At 57.0% G+C, this 22,509-nt stretch carries 24 protein-coding genes; 15 read left to right on the forward strand and 9 right to left on the reverse strand.

The genetic code is table 11. The features are described 5' to 3' along the window. Nucleotides 1-3: 3 nt before the first annotated feature. Complete coding sequence (gene pheA / locus ACHZCX_RS16970) at nucleotides 4-1,107, reverse strand: prephenate dehydratase (RefSeq protein ID WP_319588383.1); 1,104 nt, start codon at nucleotides 1,105-1,107, stop codon at nucleotides 4-6. Between the two features lie 335 nt (nucleotides 1,108-1,442). Between pheA and ACHZCX_RS16975 the strand changes: the two genes are divergently transcribed. The 4 genes from ACHZCX_RS16975 (at nucleotide 1,443) to ACHZCX_RS16990 (ending at nucleotide 3,804) form a co-directional block, all read left to right on the forward strand. Next, nucleotides 1,443-1,709 carry an RNA-binding protein gene (locus ACHZCX_RS16975; protein ID WP_319588384.1) on the forward strand — a complete coding sequence of 89 codons (267 nt, stop codon included), beginning with the start codon at nucleotides 1,443-1,445 and terminating at the stop codon, nucleotides 1,707-1,709. Nucleotides 1,710-1,960: 251 nt separating this feature from the next. Then, complete coding sequence (locus tag ACHZCX_RS16980; protein ID WP_319588385.1) at nucleotides 1,961-3,241, forward strand: DEAD/DEAH box helicase; 1,281 nt, start codon at nucleotides 1,961-1,963, stop codon at nucleotides 3,239-3,241. A 118-nt stretch (nucleotides 3,242-3,359) separates the two neighbouring features. After that, the gene (locus ACHZCX_RS16985) at nucleotides 3,360-3,563 is read left to right on the forward strand and encodes a cold-shock protein (protein ID WP_319588386.1); all 204 of its coding nucleotides are present in this window, start codon (nucleotides 3,360-3,362) and stop codon (nucleotides 3,561-3,563) included. A gap of 91 nt (nucleotides 3,564-3,654) precedes the next feature. Next, nucleotides 3,655-3,804, forward strand: a complete 150-nt coding sequence (locus ACHZCX_RS16990; protein WP_319588387.1) for a hypothetical protein — start codon at nucleotides 3,655-3,657, stop codon at nucleotides 3,802-3,804. A gap of 262 nt (nucleotides 3,805-4,066) precedes the next feature. Here ACHZCX_RS16990 and ACHZCX_RS16995 read toward each other — a convergent pair whose 3' ends face one another. Both ACHZCX_RS16995 and hisF read right to left on the reverse strand, forming a co-directional pair. Further along, on the reverse strand, nucleotides 4,067-4,561 hold the full coding sequence (locus ACHZCX_RS16995; RefSeq protein WP_319588388.1) for a hypothetical protein: 495 nt from the start codon (nucleotides 4,559-4,561) through the stop codon (nucleotides 4,067-4,069). Between the two features lie 223 nt (nucleotides 4,562-4,784). Continuing rightward, nucleotides 4,785-6,359: an imidazole glycerol phosphate synthase subunit HisF gene (gene hisF, locus ACHZCX_RS17000; RefSeq protein WP_319588389.1), complete on the reverse strand. Its 1,575-nt coding sequence runs from the start codon at nucleotides 6,357-6,359 to the stop codon at nucleotides 4,785-4,787. Nucleotides 6,360-6,558: 199 nt separating this feature from the next. Between hisF and ACHZCX_RS17005 the strand changes: the two genes are divergently transcribed. Genes ACHZCX_RS17005 through der form a run of 3 tightly spaced genes read left to right on the forward strand, consistent with a single transcriptional unit; the run spans nucleotide 6,559 to nucleotide 9,823 of the window. Continuing rightward, nucleotides 6,559-7,452: a sugar phosphate nucleotidyltransferase gene (locus tag ACHZCX_RS17005; protein ID WP_319588390.1), complete on the forward strand. Its 894-nt coding sequence runs from the start codon at nucleotides 6,559-6,561 to the stop codon at nucleotides 7,450-7,452. After that, nucleotides 7,449-8,489 carry a phosphotransferase gene (locus tag ACHZCX_RS17010; protein ID WP_319588391.1) on the forward strand — a complete coding sequence of 347 codons (1,041 nt, stop codon included), beginning with the start codon at nucleotides 7,449-7,451 and terminating at the stop codon, nucleotides 8,487-8,489. Before ACHZCX_RS17005 ends, ACHZCX_RS17010 begins: the two co-directional genes overlap by 4 nt. After that, on the forward strand, nucleotides 8,486-9,823 hold the full coding sequence (der, locus tag ACHZCX_RS17015) for a ribosome biogenesis GTPase Der (RefSeq protein WP_319588392.1): 1,338 nt from the start codon (nucleotides 8,486-8,488) through the stop codon (nucleotides 9,821-9,823). Before ACHZCX_RS17010 ends, der begins: the two co-directional genes overlap by 4 nt. A gap of 47 nt (nucleotides 9,824-9,870) precedes the next feature. Here the strand turns inward: der and ACHZCX_RS17020 are convergent, their stop codons facing one another. Further along, on the reverse strand, nucleotides 9,871-10,356 hold the full coding sequence (locus ACHZCX_RS17020) for a CYTH domain-containing protein (protein WP_319588393.1): 486 nt from the start codon (nucleotides 10,354-10,356) through the stop codon (nucleotides 9,871-9,873). A gap of 360 nt (nucleotides 10,357-10,716) precedes the next feature. On the opposite strand from ACHZCX_RS17020, the gene ACHZCX_RS17025 reads away from it, so the two are divergent. From ACHZCX_RS17025 to ACHZCX_RS17050, 6 genes are all read left to right on the forward strand, one after another. Beyond that, a complete protein-coding gene (locus ACHZCX_RS17025; RefSeq protein ID WP_319588394.1) occupies nucleotides 10,717-11,313 on the forward strand; it encodes a hypothetical protein in 597 nt (198 codons plus the stop codon). A gap of 180 nt (nucleotides 11,314-11,493) precedes the next feature. Continuing rightward, nucleotides 11,494-11,676, forward strand: coding sequence for a hypothetical protein (locus tag ACHZCX_RS17030; RefSeq protein WP_319588395.1), 183 nt, complete (start codon nucleotides 11,494-11,496; stop codon nucleotides 11,674-11,676). After that, entirely contained in the window at nucleotides 11,673-13,121 is a 1,449-nt protein-coding gene (gene mpl, locus ACHZCX_RS17035; RefSeq protein ID WP_319588396.1) for a UDP-N-acetylmuramate:L-alanyl-gamma-D-glutamyl-meso-diaminopimelate ligase, read from the forward strand. The genes ACHZCX_RS17030 and mpl overlap by 4 nt, the downstream gene beginning before the upstream one ends. A gap of 99 nt (nucleotides 13,122-13,220) precedes the next feature. After that, nucleotides 13,221-14,357 (forward strand): NAD(P) transhydrogenase subunit alpha, encoded by a 1,137-nt coding sequence (locus tag ACHZCX_RS17040; protein WP_319588397.1) that lies wholly within the window; start codon nucleotides 13,221-13,223, stop codon nucleotides 14,355-14,357. An 8-nt stretch (nucleotides 14,358-14,365) separates the two neighbouring features. After that, nucleotides 14,366-14,659 carry an NAD(P) transhydrogenase subunit alpha gene (locus ACHZCX_RS17045; protein ID WP_319588398.1) on the forward strand — a complete coding sequence of 98 codons (294 nt, stop codon included), beginning with the start codon at nucleotides 14,366-14,368 and terminating at the stop codon, nucleotides 14,657-14,659. A 2-nt stretch (nucleotides 14,660-14,661) separates the two neighbouring features. After that, the gene (locus ACHZCX_RS17050; protein ID WP_394708847.1) at nucleotides 14,662-16,047 is read left to right on the forward strand and encodes an NAD(P)(+) transhydrogenase (Re/Si-specific) subunit beta; all 1,386 of its coding nucleotides are present in this window, start codon (nucleotides 14,662-14,664) and stop codon (nucleotides 16,045-16,047) included. A 111-nt stretch (nucleotides 16,048-16,158) separates the two neighbouring features. Here ACHZCX_RS17050 and ACHZCX_RS17055 read toward each other — a convergent pair whose 3' ends face one another. After that, nucleotides 16,159-16,497: an Hpt domain-containing protein gene (locus tag ACHZCX_RS17055; RefSeq protein WP_319588400.1), complete on the reverse strand. Its 339-nt coding sequence runs from the start codon at nucleotides 16,495-16,497 to the stop codon at nucleotides 16,159-16,161. 98 nt (nucleotides 16,498-16,595) lie between these two features. On the opposite strand from ACHZCX_RS17055, the gene tilS reads away from it, so the two are divergent. Beyond that, on the forward strand, nucleotides 16,596-17,633 hold the full coding sequence (gene tilS, locus ACHZCX_RS17060) for a tRNA lysidine(34) synthetase TilS (RefSeq protein ID WP_319588401.1): 1,038 nt from the start codon (nucleotides 16,596-16,598) through the stop codon (nucleotides 17,631-17,633). Nucleotides 17,634-17,852: 219 nt separating this feature from the next. After that, nucleotides 17,853-18,200, forward strand: a complete 348-nt coding sequence (locus tag ACHZCX_RS17065; protein ID WP_319588402.1) for a DUF1104 domain-containing protein — start codon at nucleotides 17,853-17,855, stop codon at nucleotides 18,198-18,200. A gap of 51 nt (nucleotides 18,201-18,251) precedes the next feature. Here ACHZCX_RS17065 and ACHZCX_RS17070 read toward each other — a convergent pair whose 3' ends face one another. Genes ACHZCX_RS17070 through ACHZCX_RS17085 form a run of 4 tightly spaced genes read right to left on the reverse strand, consistent with a single transcriptional unit; the run spans nucleotide 18,252 to nucleotide 22,345 of the window. Next, on the reverse strand, nucleotides 18,252-19,583 hold the full coding sequence (locus tag ACHZCX_RS17070; RefSeq protein ID WP_319588403.1) for a sigma-54 dependent transcriptional regulator: 1,332 nt from the start codon (nucleotides 19,581-19,583) through the stop codon (nucleotides 18,252-18,254). Beyond that, nucleotides 19,580-21,187, reverse strand: coding sequence for an ATP-binding protein (locus ACHZCX_RS17075; protein ID WP_319588404.1), 1,608 nt, complete (start codon nucleotides 21,185-21,187; stop codon nucleotides 19,580-19,582). The genes ACHZCX_RS17070 and ACHZCX_RS17075 overlap by 4 nt, the downstream gene beginning before the upstream one ends. Then, complete coding sequence (locus ACHZCX_RS17080; RefSeq protein ID WP_319588405.1) at nucleotides 21,172-21,528, reverse strand: hypothetical protein; 357 nt, start codon at nucleotides 21,526-21,528, stop codon at nucleotides 21,172-21,174. The genes ACHZCX_RS17075 and ACHZCX_RS17080 overlap by 16 nt, the downstream gene beginning before the upstream one ends. Further along, nucleotides 21,506-22,345 (reverse strand): DUF4405 domain-containing protein, encoded by an 840-nt coding sequence (locus tag ACHZCX_RS17085; RefSeq protein WP_319588406.1) that lies wholly within the window; start codon nucleotides 22,343-22,345, stop codon nucleotides 21,506-21,508. Before ACHZCX_RS17085 ends, ACHZCX_RS17080 begins: the two co-directional genes overlap by 23 nt. Nucleotides 22,346-22,509: the final 164 nt, after the last annotated feature.

A 22,509-nucleotide genomic window follows, 5' to 3' on the forward strand; every position in this document is an offset into this window, starting at 1 on the left:
CGATCAGGAGATGTCGCCGTTGAGATTGATATCGTCGGCCCTGGGGTAGGAGCCGAGCAACTCGAAATAAGCGGAGATCTGCTTGAGGATGTTGCAGGCCTCGTAGATGACCGGGTCTTCAATGTGACCGATCATGTCGAGAAAAAAGAGGTAGCTCCATTGCTTATCTTTGGTCGGCCGGGATTCGATTTTGGCCAGGTCGATATTCTTAGCCGAAAGGATGGTCAGAATCTCGTTGAGGGCACCAGGGCGATTGATCAGACCGATGAGGATCGAGGTCTTGTCGCAGCCGCTCTTCTTTGGCGACTTGCGGCCGATGACCAGGAAACGGGTGGTGTTGCCCTGGTAATCTTCGATACCTGGAACCACTACCTGCAGTCCATAGGTATTGATGGCCAGCGAGCTGGCAATGGCGCCGATATTGGGGTTGTTGGCCGCCATTTGGGCAGCGGTACCGGTGGAAAAGACATCCAGTGTTGGAATCTTAGGCAGGTTTTTGCGCAGCCAGTTGCGGCACTGGGCCAGGGGCTGGGAGTGAGAAGCCACGGTCTGGATGTCCTCGATGTTGCCGGAGCGGTTGACCAGATTATGGGTGATGGCCAGTTGGATCTCGCCGCAAATCTTAACCTTGTATTTTAAAAAGGCGTCCAGCGAGTAGGTGACAGCCCCTTCGATGGAATTTTCCACCGGGACGATACCGTACTGGACCCGTTCTTTTTCTACCTCTTCAAAGACTTCGGCGATCGATTCCATGGGCAGGTAATCGGCGGTCTGGCCGAAATAGCGCACACCGGCCAAATGGGAAAAAGTGGCCTCTGGTCCGAGATAGGCCACGGTTGCTTTGCGCTGCGACAGGCGGCAGGTGGTGATGATTTCATGGAAGATCGAACGGAGTGCCTTGTAGGGGAAGATGTCGTTGTTATTTTTGCGGAGCCGTTCGTAAATTTCCAACTCGCGCTGCGGATCCCATTTGGCCCGATTGGTTTCGGTTTTGAGCTGGCCGATGGTTTTGGCACAATCGAGTCGTTCCTTCAACAGGTCCAGAATAGTGTCGTCGATCTGGTCGATGCGCTGCCGCACCTGGGGGATGTTCTGTTTGTCGTCCATGGCTCTGCCTGATCAGAAAAAATGTTTGAATGTACCGGGGCCTGCACAGGTAAGGGAAAGCTGCCGTAGCCTACAAAAATCTTCTAATATAGCATTATTGGTGGTGTATGGGAATACTTAAGGCGGATTTGACTGTTTTGGCTGTTTTTTGGGGGACTTTAGCGGGTTTTTTTTGGTGTTTGATAATTATTCATTTGCAATGGCGAAGAGGATGGAGTATAAATATAGATTCTTACATCACTTAGCATTTTCTTTTTCTGATATCCTACGAAATCATTGCGAATCCTTCGATACCTGAAAAGTTCTTGCTTGCCACCCTGGAGGGAAGGAAAAGCATGAAACTTTTTATCGGTAGTCTCCCATATAATATTACGGAATCTGAGCTTTCCGAGCTTTGCGGCACCTTTGGCACCGTTGTCAGCGCAAAGCTTATTGTTGATCAGTTTTCTGGGCAATCCAAAGGATTTGGTTTTGTTGAAATGTCGACCAGGTCGGAAGGGCACAAAGTTATGGATGGTCTGAACAACAAGGAATACAACCACCGCAAGCTCGTCTGTAACGAAGCAAAACCGCCGGTTAAGAAGGGCCCGAGGCGTCGATAAATCATTTTTCCGTTTACCTTTCCCCTGCAATCGAACTCTACCTGCATCAGGCAACCTCTGCTTGATAGATTTGAACTTATCGCCCAGGCTTCGATTGTCCATCATGTACACTCTTTTTTTGCTGTCGCACTCTTGACAGCGCCTTATAAAAATTCTAAGCAATCAGAAGTCATCCGCCGCCCAATATCCTATTTGCTCCATGCAGATCGGGTTGGTCATGGCTGCCGGTCCATGTGATTGTGGGAGTAGGAATGAGTTTTAACGTTTTTTCTTTGAACACCCATCTTGAACAAGCAATTCGTCACTGCGGCTATACCGCGCCAACCCCCATCCAACAGCAGGCCATTCCCCCAATTCTCGAGCGACGTGATCTTCTCGGTCTGGCACAAACCGGGACTGGCAAAACAGCGGCCTTCGCCTTGCCGTTGGTCCAGCATCTCATGCAGGTCCCAGGAAATAAGATCCGGGCTTTGATCCTTGCTCCCACTAGGGAATTGGCTGAGCAGATCAATGAATTTATCTGCAAAATTATCCAAAACACCAGGTTGCGTAGCGTTTCCGTGTACGGCGGTGTGAGCAAGCAGGCGCAGATCTCCAGGGTCCGCAATGGGGTCGATATCGTGGTGGCGTGCCCCGGACGCCTTTTGGACTTGCTCAATGAGAAAGCCGTCGATCTCAGTCAGGTTGAAACCTTGATCCTTGACGAGGCTGATCACATGTTCGACAAGGGTTTTTTGCCCGATATTCGCCGAATCCTGCGTCAGTTGCCCAAAGACCGACAAACCCTTGTTTTTTCGGCGACCATGCCTGCAGAGATCCGGCATCTGGCCGAAGATATCCTGCATGACCCGGTCACCGTGCAAATCAACCCCACCCGTTCAGTGAAAAGCATTGCCCATCTGCTCTATGCCGTCGAACAGGGTCAGAAGACTGATTTGCTCATACACCTGCTCAAGGATGTGGAGATGGCCACAACCCTGGTCTTTACTCGCACCAAATATAAAGCCAAAAATCTGGCTCTGAAACTTGCGCAATCGGGTTTCAAGGCCACTTCGCTACAAGGGAACCTGTCGCAGAGTAAACGGCAACAGGCCCTTGACGGTTTTAAGAGCGGGGCCTTCAGTGTCCTGGTGGCTACCGATATCGCCGCACGCGGCATCGACGTCACCGGCATCTCCCATGTCGTTAACTATGACATGCCGGATACCGCCGAGGCCTACATTCATCGAACCGGCCGCACCGGTCGAGCCTCCCTCACCGGTGAGGCTCTGACCTTTGCCACTTCCGAGGATGGACGGATGATTCGTGTCATTGAGCTCGTACTCGATGAAAAAATGCGCCAGCAAACAGCTACCGCCATCCCTTTCGCTCGGCAGGAGAGGGTTGAGCCTCGCATCGAGATAAAACGGCCTGGAACGGCAAACAGCCCACCCAAAGCCAAGGCCGCCCCGAAGGGATCGTCTGAAAACCGATCCCGGCGCAACCGCCCTGCCTCTGCAGGCGTTTTCGGTCTTTCCGGGCGTTCTAAATGATCTGTACGAACACTGATATACCGAGCCATTGTGACGGTTCGGTAGAGTACCAATGGTCCCAAAGCGGGGCCAACCACCAAACAGTGCGCCCCGCGCACAACGAAAGAGGAGTAGGACAATGGCTGAAGGAACTGTAAAATGGTTTAATGATTCTAAGGGTTTTGGCTTTATCGCTCAGGATGGCGGCAAGGATGTGTTTGTCCATCATTCCGCAATCGAAGCTGACGGGTTTAAGTCGCTCCAGGAAGGGGAACGCGTGAGCTTCAATGTGGTCGATGGCGCCAAAGGCCCGGCAGCCGCTAATGTCAAAAAACTGCGATAATTAATCTGTCGTCATAAAGTACCCCGCCCTCCGGGGCGGGGCACATTGTTGGGGCAATGCCTGTCAACCACGGTCGTTAAGGGGGATTGTTTTGGTCAAGCGCACGAATTACAAGCAGGAAAAACGGCTCAAGGAATTGGATAAGCAGAAAAAAAAGGAAGCCAAAAAAGAGCGGAAAAGTAACAGAGATAAAACAGAGGGTGAAGGCGAAGATATCGTCCGGGAAGAGGAGTTGTCATAAGCGGTTTCCGGGGCTCTTTCGAGCCTGCTCCAGGATGTTTCCTCACTCATGCAACAAGGTCTTGTGTCGCTCTTTCAGCGACTTTTTCATTTGCACCTTCCCTGTCTCTCCCTCATTTTTGTCGGACCACGTCCCAATGAACAGGTGGTTTATTCCCGGTTCGATCGCCGATACCGTCTTGCAGCAAACAAATCAATCGGGCCTTGAGCAGCATTTTTGACCGCCTCGTATGCGAGGGTGTGGCAGGGGGACATGTTTGCCCTCAGGCCTCGATTTGGCTGGCGGTATGGACAAAAAAGAGTTGCCAGGTCTCCGAGGCGTTGAGAATTGCCGCTCCGATGGTCTTGCCGCTCCAACCGGTTTGTTCCCAGCGTGGCTCGATGTGAAGCACCGGGAGCCCAGGATTGTCATTGGAAAAGACAGTCAATCGACCAGCACTGCGATAGAGTTGTTCGGGCAGATTGCACAGGCAGATACCGGAAGGAGAGATGTTGCCAATCCTGGCGGTGGCAAAGAGACAACCATCGGTGACGTAGACAGAGGTGTTTGTTATATAAATCCGCGGCTGGCGCCGCTTGTCCGCCATTGCCTGCGGTGATTCGGTTTGACCTGTTTGCACCGGAACTGTATTGAAACGGGAAAAGAAAGTGGCCGCAGCGGATGCTGCCCATCGCCGTTGAGCAGCCCGCAAAAGCTGTATCAGCGAAAGTTTGGACGCACGATTGCGCGATATTTTACTCTCCTGGAGAGGCGCCATGGCATTCTCTGGTTCTTTTGAGCAGTTCGGGGCAAAGGTTCTTTGGGAGAAGAACCTCGTCTCAGGTCATTATAGATGCGGTGCCCGTGAACGCAAAGAAAAGTTCTTCTCAGGGGTGGATCGACGAACAAACCGAAACCCTTTTTGCGCGAACAAAAGCGTGTGTATAAAAAAAACGATCGGGTTCGTTCTGGCTGATAAACCGTTCTTGCTCCCCTTGATTTTAGAGCGGGCGAATTTCTACGGCCGTGCGAAGAAATGCTTTCACTGCGCCGATCGGCACCTCTTTGCGATGAAAAATACCGGCGGCGAGGGCGGCCTCCGCCTTGGTCCTGGTGAACACCTCTCGGAAATGCTCGGCACAGCCCGCTCCGCTGGAGGCAATCACCGGGATGGTGACCGCCGATCGCACCGCGTTGATCAACTCCAGGTCAAAGCCTGAATTGGTGCCGTCGCGATCGATGCAGTTGAGGAGGATTTCTCCGGCCCCCAGTTGTTCGCAAACCTGCGCCAGGGTGACCGCATCGACCTCCCGGCCCTCGCGGCCACCTTTGATGGTGCACTGGTACCAGCAAAATTTTTCATCGTTTGGCCCGGGAATCGCGGTCTCGATTATCTTATGTTTGACCGCATCGGGACTATCGACATAGACCCTGCGCGGATCAATGGAGATGACCACCGCCTGGTTGCCGTAGACCCGGGCGATTTGCTCAATGGAACTGAGGCCGGTGGCCTTGCCGGTCTTCAATACCTCCTCGACGATCAAAACGGCGTCCGAGCCGATGGATATTTTGTCGGCACCGGAACGAAAATACTGAGAGGCCACCTCCAGAGCGCTGTAGAAGCGGCCATCCCGGTCGGTGAAGTCGCGGATGCCGCCGCCGATGGTCAGGGGAACAAAAACATTTTTTGATGTCTGCTGCAGGACTTCAAGCATGGGCATGTCCTGGAGCGGGAAATCACGGAACCCGGTGATGTTGAGAAAGGTAATCTCGTCGGCGCCCTGCTGGTAATACTCCTCGGCCAGTTCCACCGGTTTGCCCAGATTGCGGACTGTACCCTCCTCGCGGACATCGTACTGGTCTCCCTTGGTGACCACCAGGTCGCCGCGCTCGTTGGTGCGTACATCCAGGCAGGCAATAATTCGCTTGGCCAGAACCGTTGTTTGGGGGCAGGTGATGGGAATGAGAGCTTCTCGGTTGCCAGCGAGAAAATTTTCCAGCAACTTCAACCCTGCCCGCCCGCTTTTCTCCGGATGGAACTGGGTGGCTACCATGGCCCCACGCTGGATGGCGCTGACAAATTCGTAGCCATAATTGGTGGTGGTGAGGATATCCTGATCAGAGGTTGGCGCCACATGATAGGAGTGGACAAAGTAGAATTTTTCGTTGCCCTGTAAGCCGTTGAAAAGTGAAGACGCTTGCTGTGCCTTGACGCCGTTCCAGCCGATATGTGGAATGGCGAGATCAGTGGTGAAACGTTGGACTCGGCCGGGGAGGATGCCTAGCCCCGGTTCTTCCGGTGCCTCCTCGCTCGATTCAAAGAGCGCCTGGAGGGCAACGCAAATGCCGAAAAAGGGTTTGCCCGAGTGCAGGTAGCGAATAAGCGGCTCACGTAGCTGCTTGTCCCGCAGTGTGCGCATTAAGGCCCCGAAGTTGCCCACGCCCGGAAAAACGAGGCGCTCAGCACGATCGATATCCGCGCCACTGTTGACCAGCCGCACGGTTTCGCCGAGGTGTTCAATGGCATTGATAACCGAGCGGACATTGCCGGCGCCGTAATCAAGGAGAGTAATCATGGTTTTTTCTGCTCAGAGGCTTGCAAGGAGAGAGGAGAAACAGTACAAGGTCAGGCGTGCCGGCGCTCAACGGTTTATTTCCCGTTTGTCTCCCGCGTTTGCCTCGTGAATTTTGCTCTTTTTTTTTTCATTCGGCCGGAGAAGCTGATTTGTAGAGCAGTTTCCGGTTCAAGTCAAGATCAATTCCATACGCACTGCCATGCAAGCCATCCTTCTCGCCGCCGGGTACGGTACCCGTTTGCGCCCCTATTCCACGCTCCGGCCTAAGCCGTTGTTTCCAGTGGTCAATCAACCACTCTTGCACCGGTTGCTCGAGCAACTGAATGCCTGCAGCTGCCGGCCTGTCCTGATCAATTGCCATCATCAAGCCGCACAGATCGAAGCGGCGCTGACTGCCTGGCCTGAGGTGCTCATTCAGTTTGAACCGGAGATCCTCGGCACCGGCGGGGCACTCCGCAAAGCCCTGAATCGGCTCGACAACGATCCGGTACTGGTGATGAATGGCGACCTCTTTCATGGCATTGATCTGGAGCAGGTGTATCACCAGCATCTCCTCTCCAAAAACGACGTTACCCTCGCCCTGCACGACTTTCCCCGGTTCAATAACGTCGGCGTGGCGGGCGACCGGGTTAGGTCTTTCGGCGACGGCGGGGCAGATGATCGGCTCGCCTTCACCGGCATCCATGTGGTTGATCCGGAGGTGATCGAGCGGATACCGGCAACCGGTTTTCACCACATCATCGATCTCTATCGGGAACTCGCTGTTGAGGGCAAAGTCGGGTACTGCCGGGTGGATGGTTTGCCGTGGCAGGATATCGGCACGCCTGCGGATTACCTTCAACTCCACGGTGAACTGCTGGCGGGGAAAGGGGGCTGGGTGGTTGATCCCACCGCCCGGATGGGGTCCGAGGTCCTGCTGGAAGAATGGGGCTGCATCGGTCCGGGAGCGGTAATCAGCGACGGGGTGCAACTCTGCCGCTGTGTGGTCTGGGACGGGGCGACGGCGACTGCCGGCGCCTATGCTGACGCCATTGTCACCGGCAATCCGGAAATCGACGCCGGGTCACGGTCCGTGACGGAGAACCGAGTATGACTAACAAGGAACTTGTATCCGCTGCAGGCCAGCTCCTCGGAAAATCGGAACACTCCTGGAACGAGGCCACCGTGCAGGTTGCCGCTCTGGTGCCGGACGGTTCTTCCCGCCGCTTTTTTCAGTTACGGGGACCGGACCGGAAAGCTTTTATCGCCATCCTGCCCCCGGAAAACGACGGACGCGGCATTGCCGAGGCGACCTCCTTCCATCGGATCGGCAGGCATCTGCGTCAAGCCGGCGTCCCGGTTCCTGAGATCCACGCTTTTGATCAGGTGACCGGTCTGGCGCTGTGCGAGGATCTGGGCGACCAGCGGCTCTACGAGCAGGTGGCGGAGCAGGGAATTTATCAGTCCCTGTCGCTGTACGAACAGGCCGTGCGTCAGCTGGCCCGGATGCAGGTGCGGGCCGCCGAGGGGTTTGACCCCGCCTGGTGCTGGGACACGCCCCGCTACGATCGTCAGTTGATGCGAGAACGGGAGTCCGGCTACTTCCTTCGGGCTTGCTGCACCGATCTCTTTGGGCTTGATTTTGACCGCGAGGCTGTGGAGGCCGAATGTGCGCGGCTAGCCGACGAGGCCGCTCAAGCACCAGCCCATTTTTTTCTTCATCGAGATTTCCAGTGCCGCAACATCATGTTGACCGGACACGAGGTGCGCTTCATCGATTTCCAAGGCGGCCGCCTCGGACCGCTGGCCTATGACCTGGCCTCCCTCTTGCTCGATCCCTATGCCGCCCTGCCGCAGACCTTGCAGGAGCAACTGTTGGCGGTTTACCTCGAGGCCCTGCATGAGGAAATCCCTTACAACGCCGAGCAGTTTCGCCGCGAATACGTTTTCCTGGCTCTGCAGCGCAATCTCCAGATTCTTGGAGCCTTCGCTTTTTTGAGTCAGGTACGGCAAAAGTCTTTTTTTGTGCAGTTTCTCCGGCCTGCCCTAGGCTCGCTCTGCGCCCTTCTTGCCAAACCCGAGGCCGCCGGGTATGCTGCCCTCAACCACTTAACCGACCAATGCCGCCAGGAGCTTGAAAAACGATCATGACCACGGAAAACGCAACGCTGGTAGCCCTCATCGGCCGCCCCAATGTGGGCAAATCCACCCTGTTCAACCGCATGGTCAAACGCCGTGACGCCCTTGTCGATCCCACACCGGGAGTCACCCGCGACCGGCATTATGCCCGGGTCAGCTGGGAGGAACACCCCTTCATCCTGGTGGACACCGGCGGCATCGATAACGAAGACGACACCATCACCAACCACATCCGTCATCAGGCCCTGATGGCCATTGAAGAGGCGGATATTATATTTTTTCTGATGGATGGCCGCGAAGGTCTGACCCCGAGCGACATCGAGATTGTCGACCTGCTCCGCCGCACCGAGAAACAGGTCTTTTTCATTGTGAACAAGATCGACACTCCCGACGTGGAGAGCGCTCTGCTCAGCCCCTTCTGGGAGCTCGGCGTTGATCAGCTGTGGGCGCTTTCCGCCGATCACGGCTTTGGGTTTCGTACCCTGATCGAGGCCCTGCTGCCGCATCTTGAAACAACCAATCTCCAGATCGAGCTGCCGGAAAACACCATGCGCGTCGCCTTTCTCGGCCGCCCCAATGTCGGCAAGTCCTCGATGGTCAACACCATCGTTGGTCAGGAGCGGATGGTGGTCTCAGAGGTCTCCGGCACGACCCGCGATTCCGTCGACACCCTGCTCAGTCGGGACCAGTACAACTATCTGCTGATTGATACCGCCGGCATCCGCCGCAAGGGCAAAACCACCGACAAACTGGAAAAATTTTCCATTCTCAAGGCTCTCAAAGCCCTGGGGCGCTGCGATATTGCCATGGTGCTGATCGATGCCGAGGAAGGCATCACCGAGCAGGACACCAAGGTGATCGGCTACACCCAGGATCAGAACAGAGCCCTGATTATCCTCATCAATAAATGGGATCTGATAAAGGATGATAAAAAACGTCAGGAACAGCTGATGGAGGCGGTGCGTGAGGCTGTCAAGTTTATCCCCTACGCCCCGGTACTGAAAGTCTCCGCCCTGACCGGCTCAGGGGTCAAGCGGCTTTTTCCGGAGATCGGTAAGGTGCACCGCCAATTTCATCAGCGCTTTCCCACCGCCGCCCTCAACCGGCTGCTGGCCGATGCGGTTGCCCATCACGAACCGCCCCTCTACCATGGGCGCCGCCTCAAATTCTACTACACCGCCCAACTGGGGACAGCGCCGCCGCTATTTGCCGTGGTTGCCAACGCCCCCAAAGGGATTCATTTTTCGTATGAGCGTTATCTGACCAACTTTTTTCGGGAGGGCTTGGGGCTGGATCGGGTACCGGTTCGCCTGCTCTTCCGCGAGCGAAGCGGTCGGAGAAAGTAGCAGCGCCTATTGAGAAAGGGAAGGATGGGCGGGAGAAGAGGTCTCTCTTATTCGTGCTGAGCTGATGTATCCCAAGTGGAAAACGGTGTAACACATAACGCCGCATTATAGTAACGGGTATCTCCAGTAACCTCCTTGCCGACCCAGTCTGGCCGTTTAAAGGGCTGGTCTTCCCGCTCCAGCTCTATTTCCGCCACGATTAACCCCTGGTTTAAGCCGAAAAACTCGTCGATTTCCCAGACGAACCCTTGATAGGAGAGAGTGTACCGCTTCTTTTCAATCTGTGGTTGCGGGCAGAGGGTGTTCAGCATTTCCTGGGCATCAACCAGCGGAATCTCGTATTCGTATTCACTGCGGGCAATGCCCACGGTTGCGCCCTTGATGGTCAGGTAGCCTTTTTCCCCGGCTATGCGAACGCGCACCGAGCGCTCCTTGCAGGCGCAGAGATAGCCCTGGCGGTATTCGATCCCTTCGGCCAATCCGCGCCAGCCCTCGCCGGCTACAAGGAATTTGCGTTCGATTTCCTGAGGCATGGTTTGCTCCTTCTTGCTTTGTCTCAATTGAGTCTTGGTTGCGGCTTGGACTTCCCGGCCTTAGCCATCGATATGCCGGCCAATTTTGCAGGGGCTGGGGTTTGATAGAGACTATCACCTACAGGGTAGACTGTTTTTCGGTTTCCGGCAATCGTTCAACCGCCCAACATTAGTCCGCCCCAAGGGAAAGAAGGTTTTTTGAGGCCGAGCCGACAGTTTTTTGCAGCCTATCTCTTCAATTATCTGGTGATGTTTTGGGTGCTGCCTTTCAGGTCAGTGCCCTATCTTTGCTTGACACCACCGGCGCCTCCTGGTATCACAGAGCAAACTTTTTCCCCCAGTTCCACGGTTTGGAAATTTATGCTGAAACAATTATCGCTGCGGATCATTCTAGCCCTAACCCTTGTTCTCTGTTCGCAGCCGTTGCGAGCGGACGACAACGTCCTCAGCACCATCAAAGAGGCGGCCAGGCAGTACGAGGCCGGTGATTACACCGGAGCAGCCTCCAATCTCGACTATGCCGCGCAGTTGGTTCGCCAACAAAAAAGCGAGCGGATGAAGTCCTTGCTGCCAGCTCCCCTGTCCGGTTGGGAGGGGAAAGAGGCCAGCGCCCAAGCTCTCGGTGCAGCTATCCTCGGCGGCGGCGTTACCGTCAGTCGGGAGTACAAGAAAGGGGCATCGAGCCTCAGCGTGGAGATCGTCTCCGATTCGCCGGTGCTGCAGTCTGTGCTGATGATGGTCAATAATCCTATGTTTGCCGGGGCTGGCGGCGGCAAGCTCGAAACCCTCAAGGGGCAGCGGGCGATCAGCAAATACGACAGCAGCAAAAAGACAGGCGAACTCTACATTGTCGTCGCCTCTCGCTTTGTGGTCACCATTAAAGGGCGGCAAGTCGCCAGGGAAGATTTGCTCGCCTATGGCGAAGCAATCGATTATCAGGCCCTGGAAAAGAACTGATATTCGGGCGGCGAAGAAAAGCGGCTCTTTTCCCCATCAAAGAAAAACCATGGCCTCCCGGGGAATGCTGGCGAGGTTTTTTCCGCGCGAGAGTGGTTACCCCTGTTACGACTGGTTAAGAATTGGCCTTCTTCCTGTAACAGGGGTTTTTTTATTGCCAGGCAACAGAAGGGTGCAGTCATGGGTGTTGAGGAGAAAAACAGGCAGCCGGTTCGACAGGAAGTGACCGACGAGGCCATCTTCAAGGTGGCGAAGGAGATCGTGGTCAAATTCATCGAGGTGGGCCGCCTGACGCCGGCCTCCTTTGAGGAAACTTTTGATCATATTTATAAGGCTATCGAGCGGACGGTGCGCACCAAATGAGCAGCGGCCTGCTTGATCCGGCCCTGAACATCGCCCCGGTCAATCCTTGTCATATCCACCTGGTCGGCATCTGCGGTACCGGCATGGCCGCCATGGCGGCCATACTGCAACAGCAGGGCTTCACAGTCACCGGTTCGGATCAGAATGTCTACCCGCCGATGTCCGATTTTCTTGCCAGCCTGGGCATTGAGGTGATGGCTGGTTATGCGGCCGCCAATCTTGCCACGCGACCCGATCTGGTGATCGTCGGCAATGTGGTGCGGGCAACCAACCCCGAGGCCGTGGAACTGGTCCGGATACGCCTCCCCTACCTGTCCATGCCCCAGGCCCTGGGCCATTTTTTCCTGGAAGGAAAAAAATCGCTGGTAGTGACCGGGACCCATGGCAAAACCACCACCTCTTCCCTGCTCGCCACCACCCTGCACCGGATCGGTGCCACCCCCGGTTTCATGATTGGCGGCCTGGTCGAAGCCTTTGGCCGCAACTCCCATGTCAGCGACGGACCGTATTTCGTGGTCGAGGGAGACGAGTACGACACCGCCTTCTTCAACAAGGTTTCCAAATTCCAGCATTACCGGCCGCATTGCGCCATTCTCACCTCGGTGGAGTTCGATCACGCCGATATTTTTGCCGATCTGGCCGCCATCAAAGCCTCTTTTGCCGAATTCATAGGCCGCATTCCCTCGGAAGGCGCCCTAGTGGCTCACCTTGACGATCCTGTGGTCGCGGAGCTGGCCGTGGCGGCTCCATGCCCCGTGATTGGCTATGGCACCGGTGCGGGGTGCGAGTGGAGGCTGACTGATCTGCGGGCACACGGGCTCGCCACCGAGTTTGCGGTGCATCATCACGACCGCCTGCTAGGACGCTGCCGCCTGCCCATGCCGGGTCTGCACAATTGCCTTAATGCCCTCGCGGTGATTGCCCTCTTGAGCCGTCTTGGCTTTGCCTTTGAGGCCATTGTCAATGGTTTGGCCTCCTTTGAGGGCGTCAAACGGCGGCAGCAAATCCGCGGCGTGGTTCGTGGGATCACCGTGGTGGACGATTTTGCCCATCATCCCACTGCCGTCCGCGAGACTTTGAACGCCCTGCGCCTGGCCTGGCCAGGCAACCGGCTGCTGGTGGTATTTGAGCCGCGCACCAATTCCAGCCGTCGGGCGGTGTTCCAGCAGGACTATGCCCATGTCTTCGGCGCCGCCGACGAGGTCCTGATTCGTGAGCATGTGCCGCTGGACACCCTTCCCGTCGATGAACAGTTTTCTTCTGTCCAGCTGGCGGCGGATCTCCGCATCAATGGGATCACCGCCCAGGCCTTTCCCGATACCGATACCATCCTCGACGCATTGGTCCGCACCTGCACGAGTGGCGATGTGGTTGTTATTCTTTCCAATGGCGGCTTCGACGGTATCCATGAGCGTCTGTTAGTCCTGCTCGGGCAAGCGGCTTGACAGTTCCTTGCTGGTATATATTCTTTTTCCTCTCTTCCGCTGGTTGAGAGCGGTTGGCCTCAGCCGCCGCTCGTCGTCTTTTTCTTAAGGAGTCCGTCTATGAATATTGCGGTGATGAAAGAGACCCATCCGGGCGAGACCCGGGTGCCCATGGTGCCGGCCACCGTGGATCGGCTGATCAAGTTGGGGGCCGAGGTGGTGGTGGAATCGGGGACGGGGCTGAGTTGCCGCTTTGAAGATGCATCCTATGTTGCCGCGGGCGCGACCATTTCCACCGCACGAGATGAAATGCTCCGGGGCGCCGATATCGTCCTGCGGCTGCGTAAACCGCCGCTGGCCGAGATTGCCCTGATGCGCCGGGGAGCGATCCACATCAGCTACCTTGATCCCTTCAACGAAGGGGAACTGGTCAATGCCTTAGTGGCAGCCGGAATCAGCGGTGTCAGCCTGGAGATGATTCCCCGCACCACCTTGGCGCAGAAGATGGACGTGCTCAGTTCCCAGGCCAATCTGGCGGGCTATGTCTCGGTGCTGCTCGGCACCACCCACCTCGACAAGATCCTGCCGATGATGACCACCCCGGCTGGCACGATCAAGCCGGCCAAGGTCTTTATTATCGGCGTCGGCGTGGCCGGTCTGCAGGCTATCGCCACAGCCCGGCGGCTCGGCGCGCGAGTCGAGGCGTTCGATACCCGGCCGGTGGTCGAGGAGCAGGTCAAATCGCTGGGCGCCAAGTTCGTCAAGGTCGATCTCGGCCAAACCGGTCAGACCAAGGACGGCTATGCCACCCAACTGACCCCGGAGCAGGTGGAAATGCAGAAGCAGGGCATGGGCAAGGCCTGCACTCAGGCCGACATCGTCATCACCACGGCCCAATTGTTCGGCCGCCCGGCGCCGCGCATCGTCGATCGTGCCATGATCGCCCAGATGCAGCCGGGCTCGGTCATCGTCGATATGGCGGTGGAAACCGGCGGCAATGTCGAGGGATCGGTACTGGACCAGGTGGTGGAAATTGGGGGTGTCAAGGTGGTCGGTCTCGGCAATCTTCCCGGCCACGTGGCGCTGACCGCCAGTCAGATGTATTCGGCCAACCTCGGCAATTTTGTCGCCCATTTCTGGGACAAGGCAACCCAGGCCTTCCAGCTCAATCTGGATGACGACATTATTAAGGGCGCGCTGGTCACCCATGACGGTGCTGTCTTCAGCGCCATGTATAAAAGCATTGTGCATAAGTGAGGGATGCGATGACTGCCGTTTACTCAATTTTTATCTTTGTTTTGACGATATTTCTGGGTTTTGAGCTGATCTCAAAAGTCCCCTCCACTCTGCATACCCCGCTGATGTCGGGCACCAACGCCATCCACGGCATCACCCTGATCGGGGCACTGGCGGCCATGCAGACCTCGCACCACGGATTCTCTACCCTGTTGAGCATCCTGGCGGTCATTTTCGCCACGATCAACGTGGTTGGCGGCTATGCGGTGACCGACCGGATGCTGTCCATGTTCAAGAAAAAGGACAAGGGGGGCACGGAATGACTCTGAGTTTTATCGGGATAAATTACGTCTATGTGGTTTCCGCGGCGATGTTCATCCTCGGCTTGAAGATGCTCGGTTCGCCCGCCACTGCCCGCCGGGGCAATTTGGTTTCGGCCCTGGGCATGCTGATCGCCATTGTTGCCACCTTGCTCGCCCAAGGGCTCGATTATCGCTGGATTCTCATTGGGATGCTGATTGGCGGCGCCATCGGCACCGCGGGGGCCTATTTTGTCAAGATGACAGCCATGCCCGAGATGGTGGCCCTGTTCAACGGCTCCGGTGGGCTGGCCAGCCTGCTGCTTGCCTGGAGCGAATATCATCAGAATCCGGCTATGGCGCCTTCCCTCACCCTTGTGACCGCCCTTTCTGTGTTCATCGGCGGCGTGGCTTTCACCGGGTCCCTGGTCGCTTTCGGCAAACTGGCCGGCAAGATTCCGCAGCGGGCGGTGATCTACAAAGGCCAGCATCTGATCAACGGCGGCATTCTCCTTGTTGCCATCGGTGCAGCTACCCTGTTGTATCTCAAGCCGGATTCGTTGACCGGTTATCTGTTTTTTGTGACGATCGTGCTGGTGGCCCTGGGATTTGGTGTTACCTCAACCATCCCCGTTGGCGGCGCCGACATTCCGGTGGTCATCTCCCTGTTGAACAGTTATACGGGATTGGCTGCCTGCACCGCCGGTTTCGTGGTCTCCAATACCATCCTCATCGTGGCGGGGGCTTTGGTCGGGGCCAGCGGTATCATCCTTACTCGGCTTATGTGCAAGGCGATGAATCGTTCGCTGGCCAACATTTTTTTCTCCGGTTTCGGCACCACGACTGCGAGGGCACCGGGTGAAGACGGGCCCAAGGGCGAGGTCAAGCCGGCCAGTGCCGAGGATGTTTATTACATCCTGGAGGCCGCCGATTCGGTCGCTTTTGTCCCTGGATACGGGCTGGCCGTGGCCCAGGCCCAGCATGTGGTCAAGGAACTGGGCGACCTGTTGGAGGCCAACGGCGCAGAGGTCGTCTATGCCATCCATCCGGTGGCCGGCCGCATGCCCGGGCACATGAATGTGCTCCTGGCCGAGGCCAATGTCCCCTACGACCAGTTGGTGGAGATGGATGACATCAATCCGCGCATGGAAACCATCGATGTCTGCGTGGTCATCGGCGCTAACGACGTGGTCAACCCGGCCGCGGTAGACAACGAGAAGAGCCCGATCTACGGCATGCCGATCATTGAGACCTTCCGCGCCAAGACGGTCATTGTCCTCAAACGTTCGATGAGCCCCGGTTTTGCCGGTATCGAGAATGCCTTGTTTTACGGAGAAAACACCCGGATGTACTTCGGCGACGCCAAGGCCTCGGTCCAGGCCCTGGTGGCGGAGTTCAAGAGCGGAAATTGATGGCGCCCGTTTGCCTGGAAGGAGACGATCGAGGACCGAGTGGTTTGGAACGGGATATCAGATCTGATCTGCGGGTCAAGTGTGACCGGAGGGAGGGCGTACTCGGGACGTTCACCACTCTTCACAAAACTGTGAAACCGTATACTGCAGTTCGGTGATCATCGCCTGGTAATCGCAGGTGCGATCGCCGTTTTTGCATTGTTTTTCGATGGTATGGGCGGTTTGGGCCAGGTCGGCCAACCCCATGTTGAGCAGGGCCCCCTTGACCGCATGGCTGGCACGGCTTAATTGTTCCATGTCGCCGGCGGCCGCCAGTTCGGCTAACCGGTTCATGTGGGAGCGCAGGGTGTTGACGAACACCGGAATCATGGTCGCGGTTTTTTCATCACTCAGCAGATACGCTGTTTTGAGGTGCTGTCTCATGGTTTCCAGATAGGTTGTCCGATCCATTCTTGTCCATGCTCCCTGATTGCAGTTCCTGATGGCATATTTAACCAGCATAGAGCATTTTCGGTTGCTCTTCAAGAGTTGGACGAGAAAGAACGCAAATGCTGCATCCCCTCGAACATCAAATCCGTCAGCTCATTCTCGGCGAGTCCTTGTTGTCCAATGGCAATCGGGTTTTGCTCGGGGTCTCCGGAGGGGCTGATTCCATGGCTCTGCTGCATATCCTGGCAGCATTGCGGCGCGAATTTTCTCTCACCCCCGTGGCGGTCTATGTCGATCATGGTCTGCGCCCCGGCGAAACTCCTGCGGAGTGGGTCTGCGTGCAGGAGGCGGCAAGCCGGTTGGCCATTGAGTGCGCCCGTGTGGCGGTGAATGTGCATGCAACTGCCGCCGCGCGTAAGCTTTCGTTGGAACATGCGGCCCGGGAATTGCGTTACCAGGCCTTTGCCGAGCTGGGGAAGACATGGGCAACCGATCTGCTGGCTGTGGCCCACACGGCGGATGATCAAGCGGAGGAATTGCTGCTCCGGCTGTTTCGGGGGGGCGGTCGCAAAGCCCTTGCCGGGATGCGCCTGCGATCGGGCACTTTGATCCGGCCCCTGCTCGGTATTCACAAGGCGGAACTGCTCGCCTACCTCAGCGACAAGGGCATCGCCCATTGCCAGGATTCCAGTAACAACGATCTTCGTTTCCTCCGCAACCGCATCCGCCGCCATCTCCTGCCGCTGCTGGAAGAGCAGTACGATCCGGGTATCCGCCGGGCTCTGTTGAAAACCGCCGCTAATCTCCGCGAGGATGAGGACCTGCTCGAACTCCTGCTCGACCGGAGTTGGGAGTCGGTCGTTGCCATTTCCCAACCGGGTGAGGGGGATGGCATGGTCTGCCGTCTGAGACGCGATGCCTTCCGCCAACTCCATCCGGCCTTGCAGCGGCGCCTGGTTGAAAAACTGCTGTGGACGCTTGGCAACACCGCCCACTATGAGCAGATTCTCGCCGTGCTGGCAGCCGCCAACTCGGGGCGTACCGGGAGTGAACTGCACCTGCATCAGGGGCTGCGGGTTGCAGTGAGTCGTGAAACCTTGGAATTGTCTTATCCACAGGGGAAAGGCCCCTGGCGCGGACGTCTCTCGGTTCGCTGACCTTTTTTCATCTCCCTTTTCGACATTTCCGTCGAGCTTTTCCCGCAGGATGTCGAATCACCCTGGTTTTCCTCCCTCGCAATCTATCTCAATTGACTGATTTACCTTTCTTTTTTGTAAAAAACTGACTGGCACGGATGTTGATAGAAGAGGGGTAAACGGGTTCCCTGCGAGGGGAGTCATCGAAACAACAACCAACGAGGTGGAGCAATGAAAACAATGAAGCGTATGATACTGGCCGTCTGCTGCCTGGTGCTGGTGGCAGGGGCCGCCTGGGCAGTGGATTATACCAAAATGTCCAACGACGAATTGAGCGGGGTACGGGGAACCATCTACAACACCAGCCAGGAGGAATGGAATGCCTTCCATACCGAGTGGTGGAAAAGGCTCAGCCAAATGACTCCGGAAGAGCGGCAGAAGTATATGGGGCAGGGGATGGGCCGCGGTATGGGTCGAGGAATGGGCAAGGGGATGGGCCGCGGCGGTTGTTGTGCTTACTGGGCAGCGCCTCCGGCAACCGGCAAGGCACCGGCTGGCAGCGCCGCCAGTCCATCCATCGGTAAGTGAGAGACGTTTTCCTGTTTGGCGCCACTCTTCATGGGGGAGTGGCGTCGGCGTTCAGGTATTTCTAACTATATCCAACCGTTCCATCTTGTAGCGCAAAACCCGTTCGCTGATACCCAAGGCCTCGGCGGCTCGGGTTTGCACCCAGTTGTGGTTGTCCAGGGCCTCGACCAGCATCTGCCGCTCCATCTCGGCCAAGCGGGTGTTGAGGTCGCCTTCGGCCGGGATACCCCGGTACTCCCGGATTTCTGGCGGTAGGTCGCGCAAACCAATGCTGGGTGAGCGGGCAAGGGTGATGGTCCGCTGAAGGATATGCTCCAGTTCCCTGATGTTGCCCGGAAAATGATATTTGGTGAGCTGGTTGAGGGCCTGGTCGTCAAAGACAGCCCGGCTTTGGTATTTGTCGAGGAAAAAACGGATCAGCGCGGGGATTTCCTCCTTGCGTCGTCGCAGGGGCGGGATGTCGATGGCCAGGACATTGAGCCGAAAGAAGAGATCCTCGCGGAACGCGTCCGTTGCCACCATCTGTTTGAGATCTCGGTTGGTGGCGGCCAGAATGCGGACATCCACCCCGATGGGCTGCTCGCCGCCCACCCGGCAAATGGTTTTTTCCTGCAAAGCCCGCAGCAGTTTGGCCTGCACCGCCAGGGGCAGTTCCCCGACCTCGTCGAGCAGAAGTGTGCCTTGGTGCGCCTGTTCAAAAACTCCGCGCCGCCGATTGGCGGCTCCGGTGAAGGCTCCCTTTTCATGGCCGAACAGCTCGGACTCGAATAAGCCCTCGGGCACTGCTGCACAGTTGAGGGGAATAAAGGGGCCTTCTTTGCGGGGGCTGAGCAGGTGGATCAGGCGGGCGATCAGTTCCTTGCCGGTGCCGGTTTCACCCTGGATAAGTGCTGTCCAGGGACTCGGCGCGCTCCGCAGCACCAGGGAAAGGACCTGCCGCATCGCCGGGCTGGCGGCAATCATTCGTACCGGCAAGGCTTCGGCGTCGATCGTCTCCTCGACGCAAGCCACATCGTCGGCAATATAAAGCCGTTCCTCAATGGCCCTGATCCGGGCAAGCAACAATTCCAATTCCACCGGTTTTTCCAGGAAATCGTCTGCACCCAGCTGCATCACCCGGACAGCGGTATCGACAGCGCCGTAGGCAGTGATCATGATCACCCGAGCCAGGGGTGTGTGTTCCTTTATCCGGGCCAGGACTTGGTCGCCGTTCATATCCGGCATGCGGTGATCGAGCAGGACCAGGTCGATCGGGTGATGCATGAATTGGGCCAACGCCTCGGCCCCGGTAGCCGCCTCAAAGACAGTGTAGCCCTGCTTGCGGAGAAAGCCGCCTAACAGATCACGTTGCAGCGGCTCGTCATCGACGACCAGAATATTCATGTTTGCTGTCCTCCTGTTCCATCCGGCCCTGTTTCGCGGCGCTGCACACTGTGGTGGCGCGCTTTTCCGGGCAAGATCACTCTCACCATCAGTTGCTGCCGCTGCCGATCAACGGTAAATCGTAAGTCGCCGCCGTGGGCCTCGGCGATCCGGCGGCAGAGGGCGAGCCCCAAGCCGGTCCCCCTGACTTTGGTGGTGAAGTAGGGTTCTCCCAGACGGGCGACATCCTCGGCAGAGAGGACACAGCCACCGTTGGTCATGGTCAGTTCCATCCCTTGCGCAACCAGGGTGAACTTAATCTGGATAAAACCTCCGTTTGGCTGGGCTTCAATGCTGTTCTTGAGCAGGTTTTCCAGCAATTCCGCGAGGAGATCAGGATCGGCCTCGATGGCAGTGGTCTCCTTTCCGGTGAGAGTGACCTCGATCCGGTCCTCGGCGCATCGCTGCTGGTAGAGGGACAGGATGCTCCGGAGGAGTTGGTCAGGAAGCACCGGTTGCAGGCGGGGTTCGAGTTTCCTGGTGAAGCGCTGCAATTCGGTGATGATGGCGCCGGCACGGTGCACGGCCTCTTTCATGGCGACCATCAGGTGTTGTTGTTCCGGGTCGAGATGGGACGATTCCAGGCTCAAGCGCTGCAATCCCATACTGATGGCGTTGAGCGGATTACGCACCTCGTGGGCGATGGTGGCTGTGGCCCGCCCCAGAGACGCCGCTTCATGCTCCTTGGCCAACAGCCGTTCAAACCTGCGAGTCCGGGCAAGGTCGGCCTGCTGAGAGTGATAGAGAATCCAGGAGAAAAAGAGGCCAAGCAACAGGAGCAGGGTGGCAAAAAGGAGAAATTGCCGCCGCAACTGTTCGATCCGCTTGTAATGGTTGGCAGCGTCAAGGCCGACGACGAGGGTGCCCATGGGGATGGCAAGTCGCGCTTCCGCAGTTTGTTTTTCACCCTGGGTGACCAAGCGGACAGGATCTTCATCGGCCGCTATTTCAGTCTTTTCCAGGCGGACATAATGAATGCCCGGCAGACGGGAGAGATTGACCAGGAGTGCCGGCAAGGCGGTTTTGAGACGGAGCTGGAGAATAGCGCGGGCATCGAGACCGACCCGGATGCAACGGACCTGCGTTTCTGTGCCAGTATAGATGAGCAGGGCCGTCTGTTGGTCCCGGTCATAGTGGACTTGATTAGGAGCGAGATCACAGCCTTGCTGTTTCGGTAGCCACTCGGCTGATCCCCCGATGACAAACCCATCCTGGCGCACCAGTTCGATGCCGAGCAGGCCGGTCTCCCTGGTCAGGGCGCTCAACTCCTCCGGTTGCAAAGGGTCGATGGTATTGAGATAGTCGACGAACCTGGCCTTGTCACGGAGAAAGGAGGTGGTCACCGTATCGATGGTTGTCTCTGCCAAAGCGGCATTCGCCAGATTTTCTTCGATGATCATCGCCATCATCCGGGAGCGGCCGAGGGTATTGCGCTGGAGATCGTTGTCAACGGTGGTCATTTGCCAAAAGAAGACGGTCAGAACCAAGGCGATGAGCATGCCGAATCCGGCGAGATTCATGCCCCAGGAGGGCAGGGGGAGGCGGGGAGTCACTGATTGTTCCACTGCTCGCCTCCGCGGTGGCGGCAATGTCGGCCGCCACCGTGCCCGTTTTGCCCTTGGCGGCACATGCCCAAACGAGCCCGGACACCAGTGGAATCTTGGTTGTAACGTTGTTTCAGAGTCTGGATGTCGACGGTTTCCTCGGTTTGGCCGTTGTCGGCTTGTTGCTGCTCGCCTCCATCGGGCACTGGCGTCACCGAGGACTCGCTGTTGGCGGGAGGATACGCCACCGGCGCCTCGGATGGAGCCCTGTTATCCGCCTTGGCGGCCAGCAGGAGCAGTGGCAAGGAAAAGGCCAGCAGAAGCAGGAGGAAAAGCGTATTATTTCGGCGTAACAGCTTCATGGATGAGTGCAAAAAGGTTGTGGGGGTCGGTTCTGTGTTCGCCTGCGATCTCTTTCAGCGATTTTTCCGGATCCGCCGTGATCCCCTTGACGGCCAAGGCAGAGACAATCTGTTGCGGATTCAAACCGTATTGAGTGCAGATTTCCTTGAGTGGCATCCGTCCCATGCCGGGAAAGGGTTGATTCGGCAAGGATGAGGTTTTAGAGTCACCTTTGCTTGCCGCTCCTATCTGCAGAGCGTCGTAGACGGCCTTGGGTGTGATATGGTTGGCTTGGGCAATAGTGAGAATCGTCTGATCTTCACTGGTGAAGCGGATACCGGCTTTGTTCAAACCGGCCTTGATGCTGGCCAGTTCCAGCCCGGTGCGTTTGGCGAAGAGGGCCAGCGAGGACAGCTCGGCATGGCCGTAGGGCGGCTCGCCGTACTTGACGGCCGCAGCTTCTTTGAACGAATGGCCGAATTCGAGGATCGAGCTGAAGGGCGGCAGGTGAAGCAGGGTGCCCCCCAGAACAACCAAGTTGACCACCAAGGCCACGGTGAAGGCCGGAGTGAAAATTCGCACCTCCCTGGTTCTGTTTTTCAGGTAGGCGATCATGGACTTCCAGTTGTACCCGAGATGGACGATCCCGGCCGCCAGAAAGAGAAAGCCGGAGTTGATATGGATATCGCCCCATTGCGTTTTGTTAAGTCCGAGCCAGCGCCAGTCGGACCAATAGGCCATCCGCCCTTCGGGCACGACGTAAAGGACAACACTGGTCAGCACTAGAATAACAAAGGAAAGCAAGAGGGTTAAAGAAGTTATTTTTCGCACATCCACAGCAGGGAGCCTCGGGTTGGAGAAAAGGGGGCAACAGGGTTTGCCTGTATTTAGCAGTATACATGCCAAAAGGTTCTGTCGGTATATTTTCCTGAACAACCAGGAGAGAGACCCCTTGCCGAAGGTTGAGCGGTGTTCTCGACTGAGTGATTCGACAAGTATGT

Source organism: uncultured Desulfobulbus sp., from assembly GCF_963662935.2.
GTDB lineage: Bacteria > Desulfobacterota > Desulfobulbia > Desulfobulbales > Desulfobulbaceae > Desulfobulbus.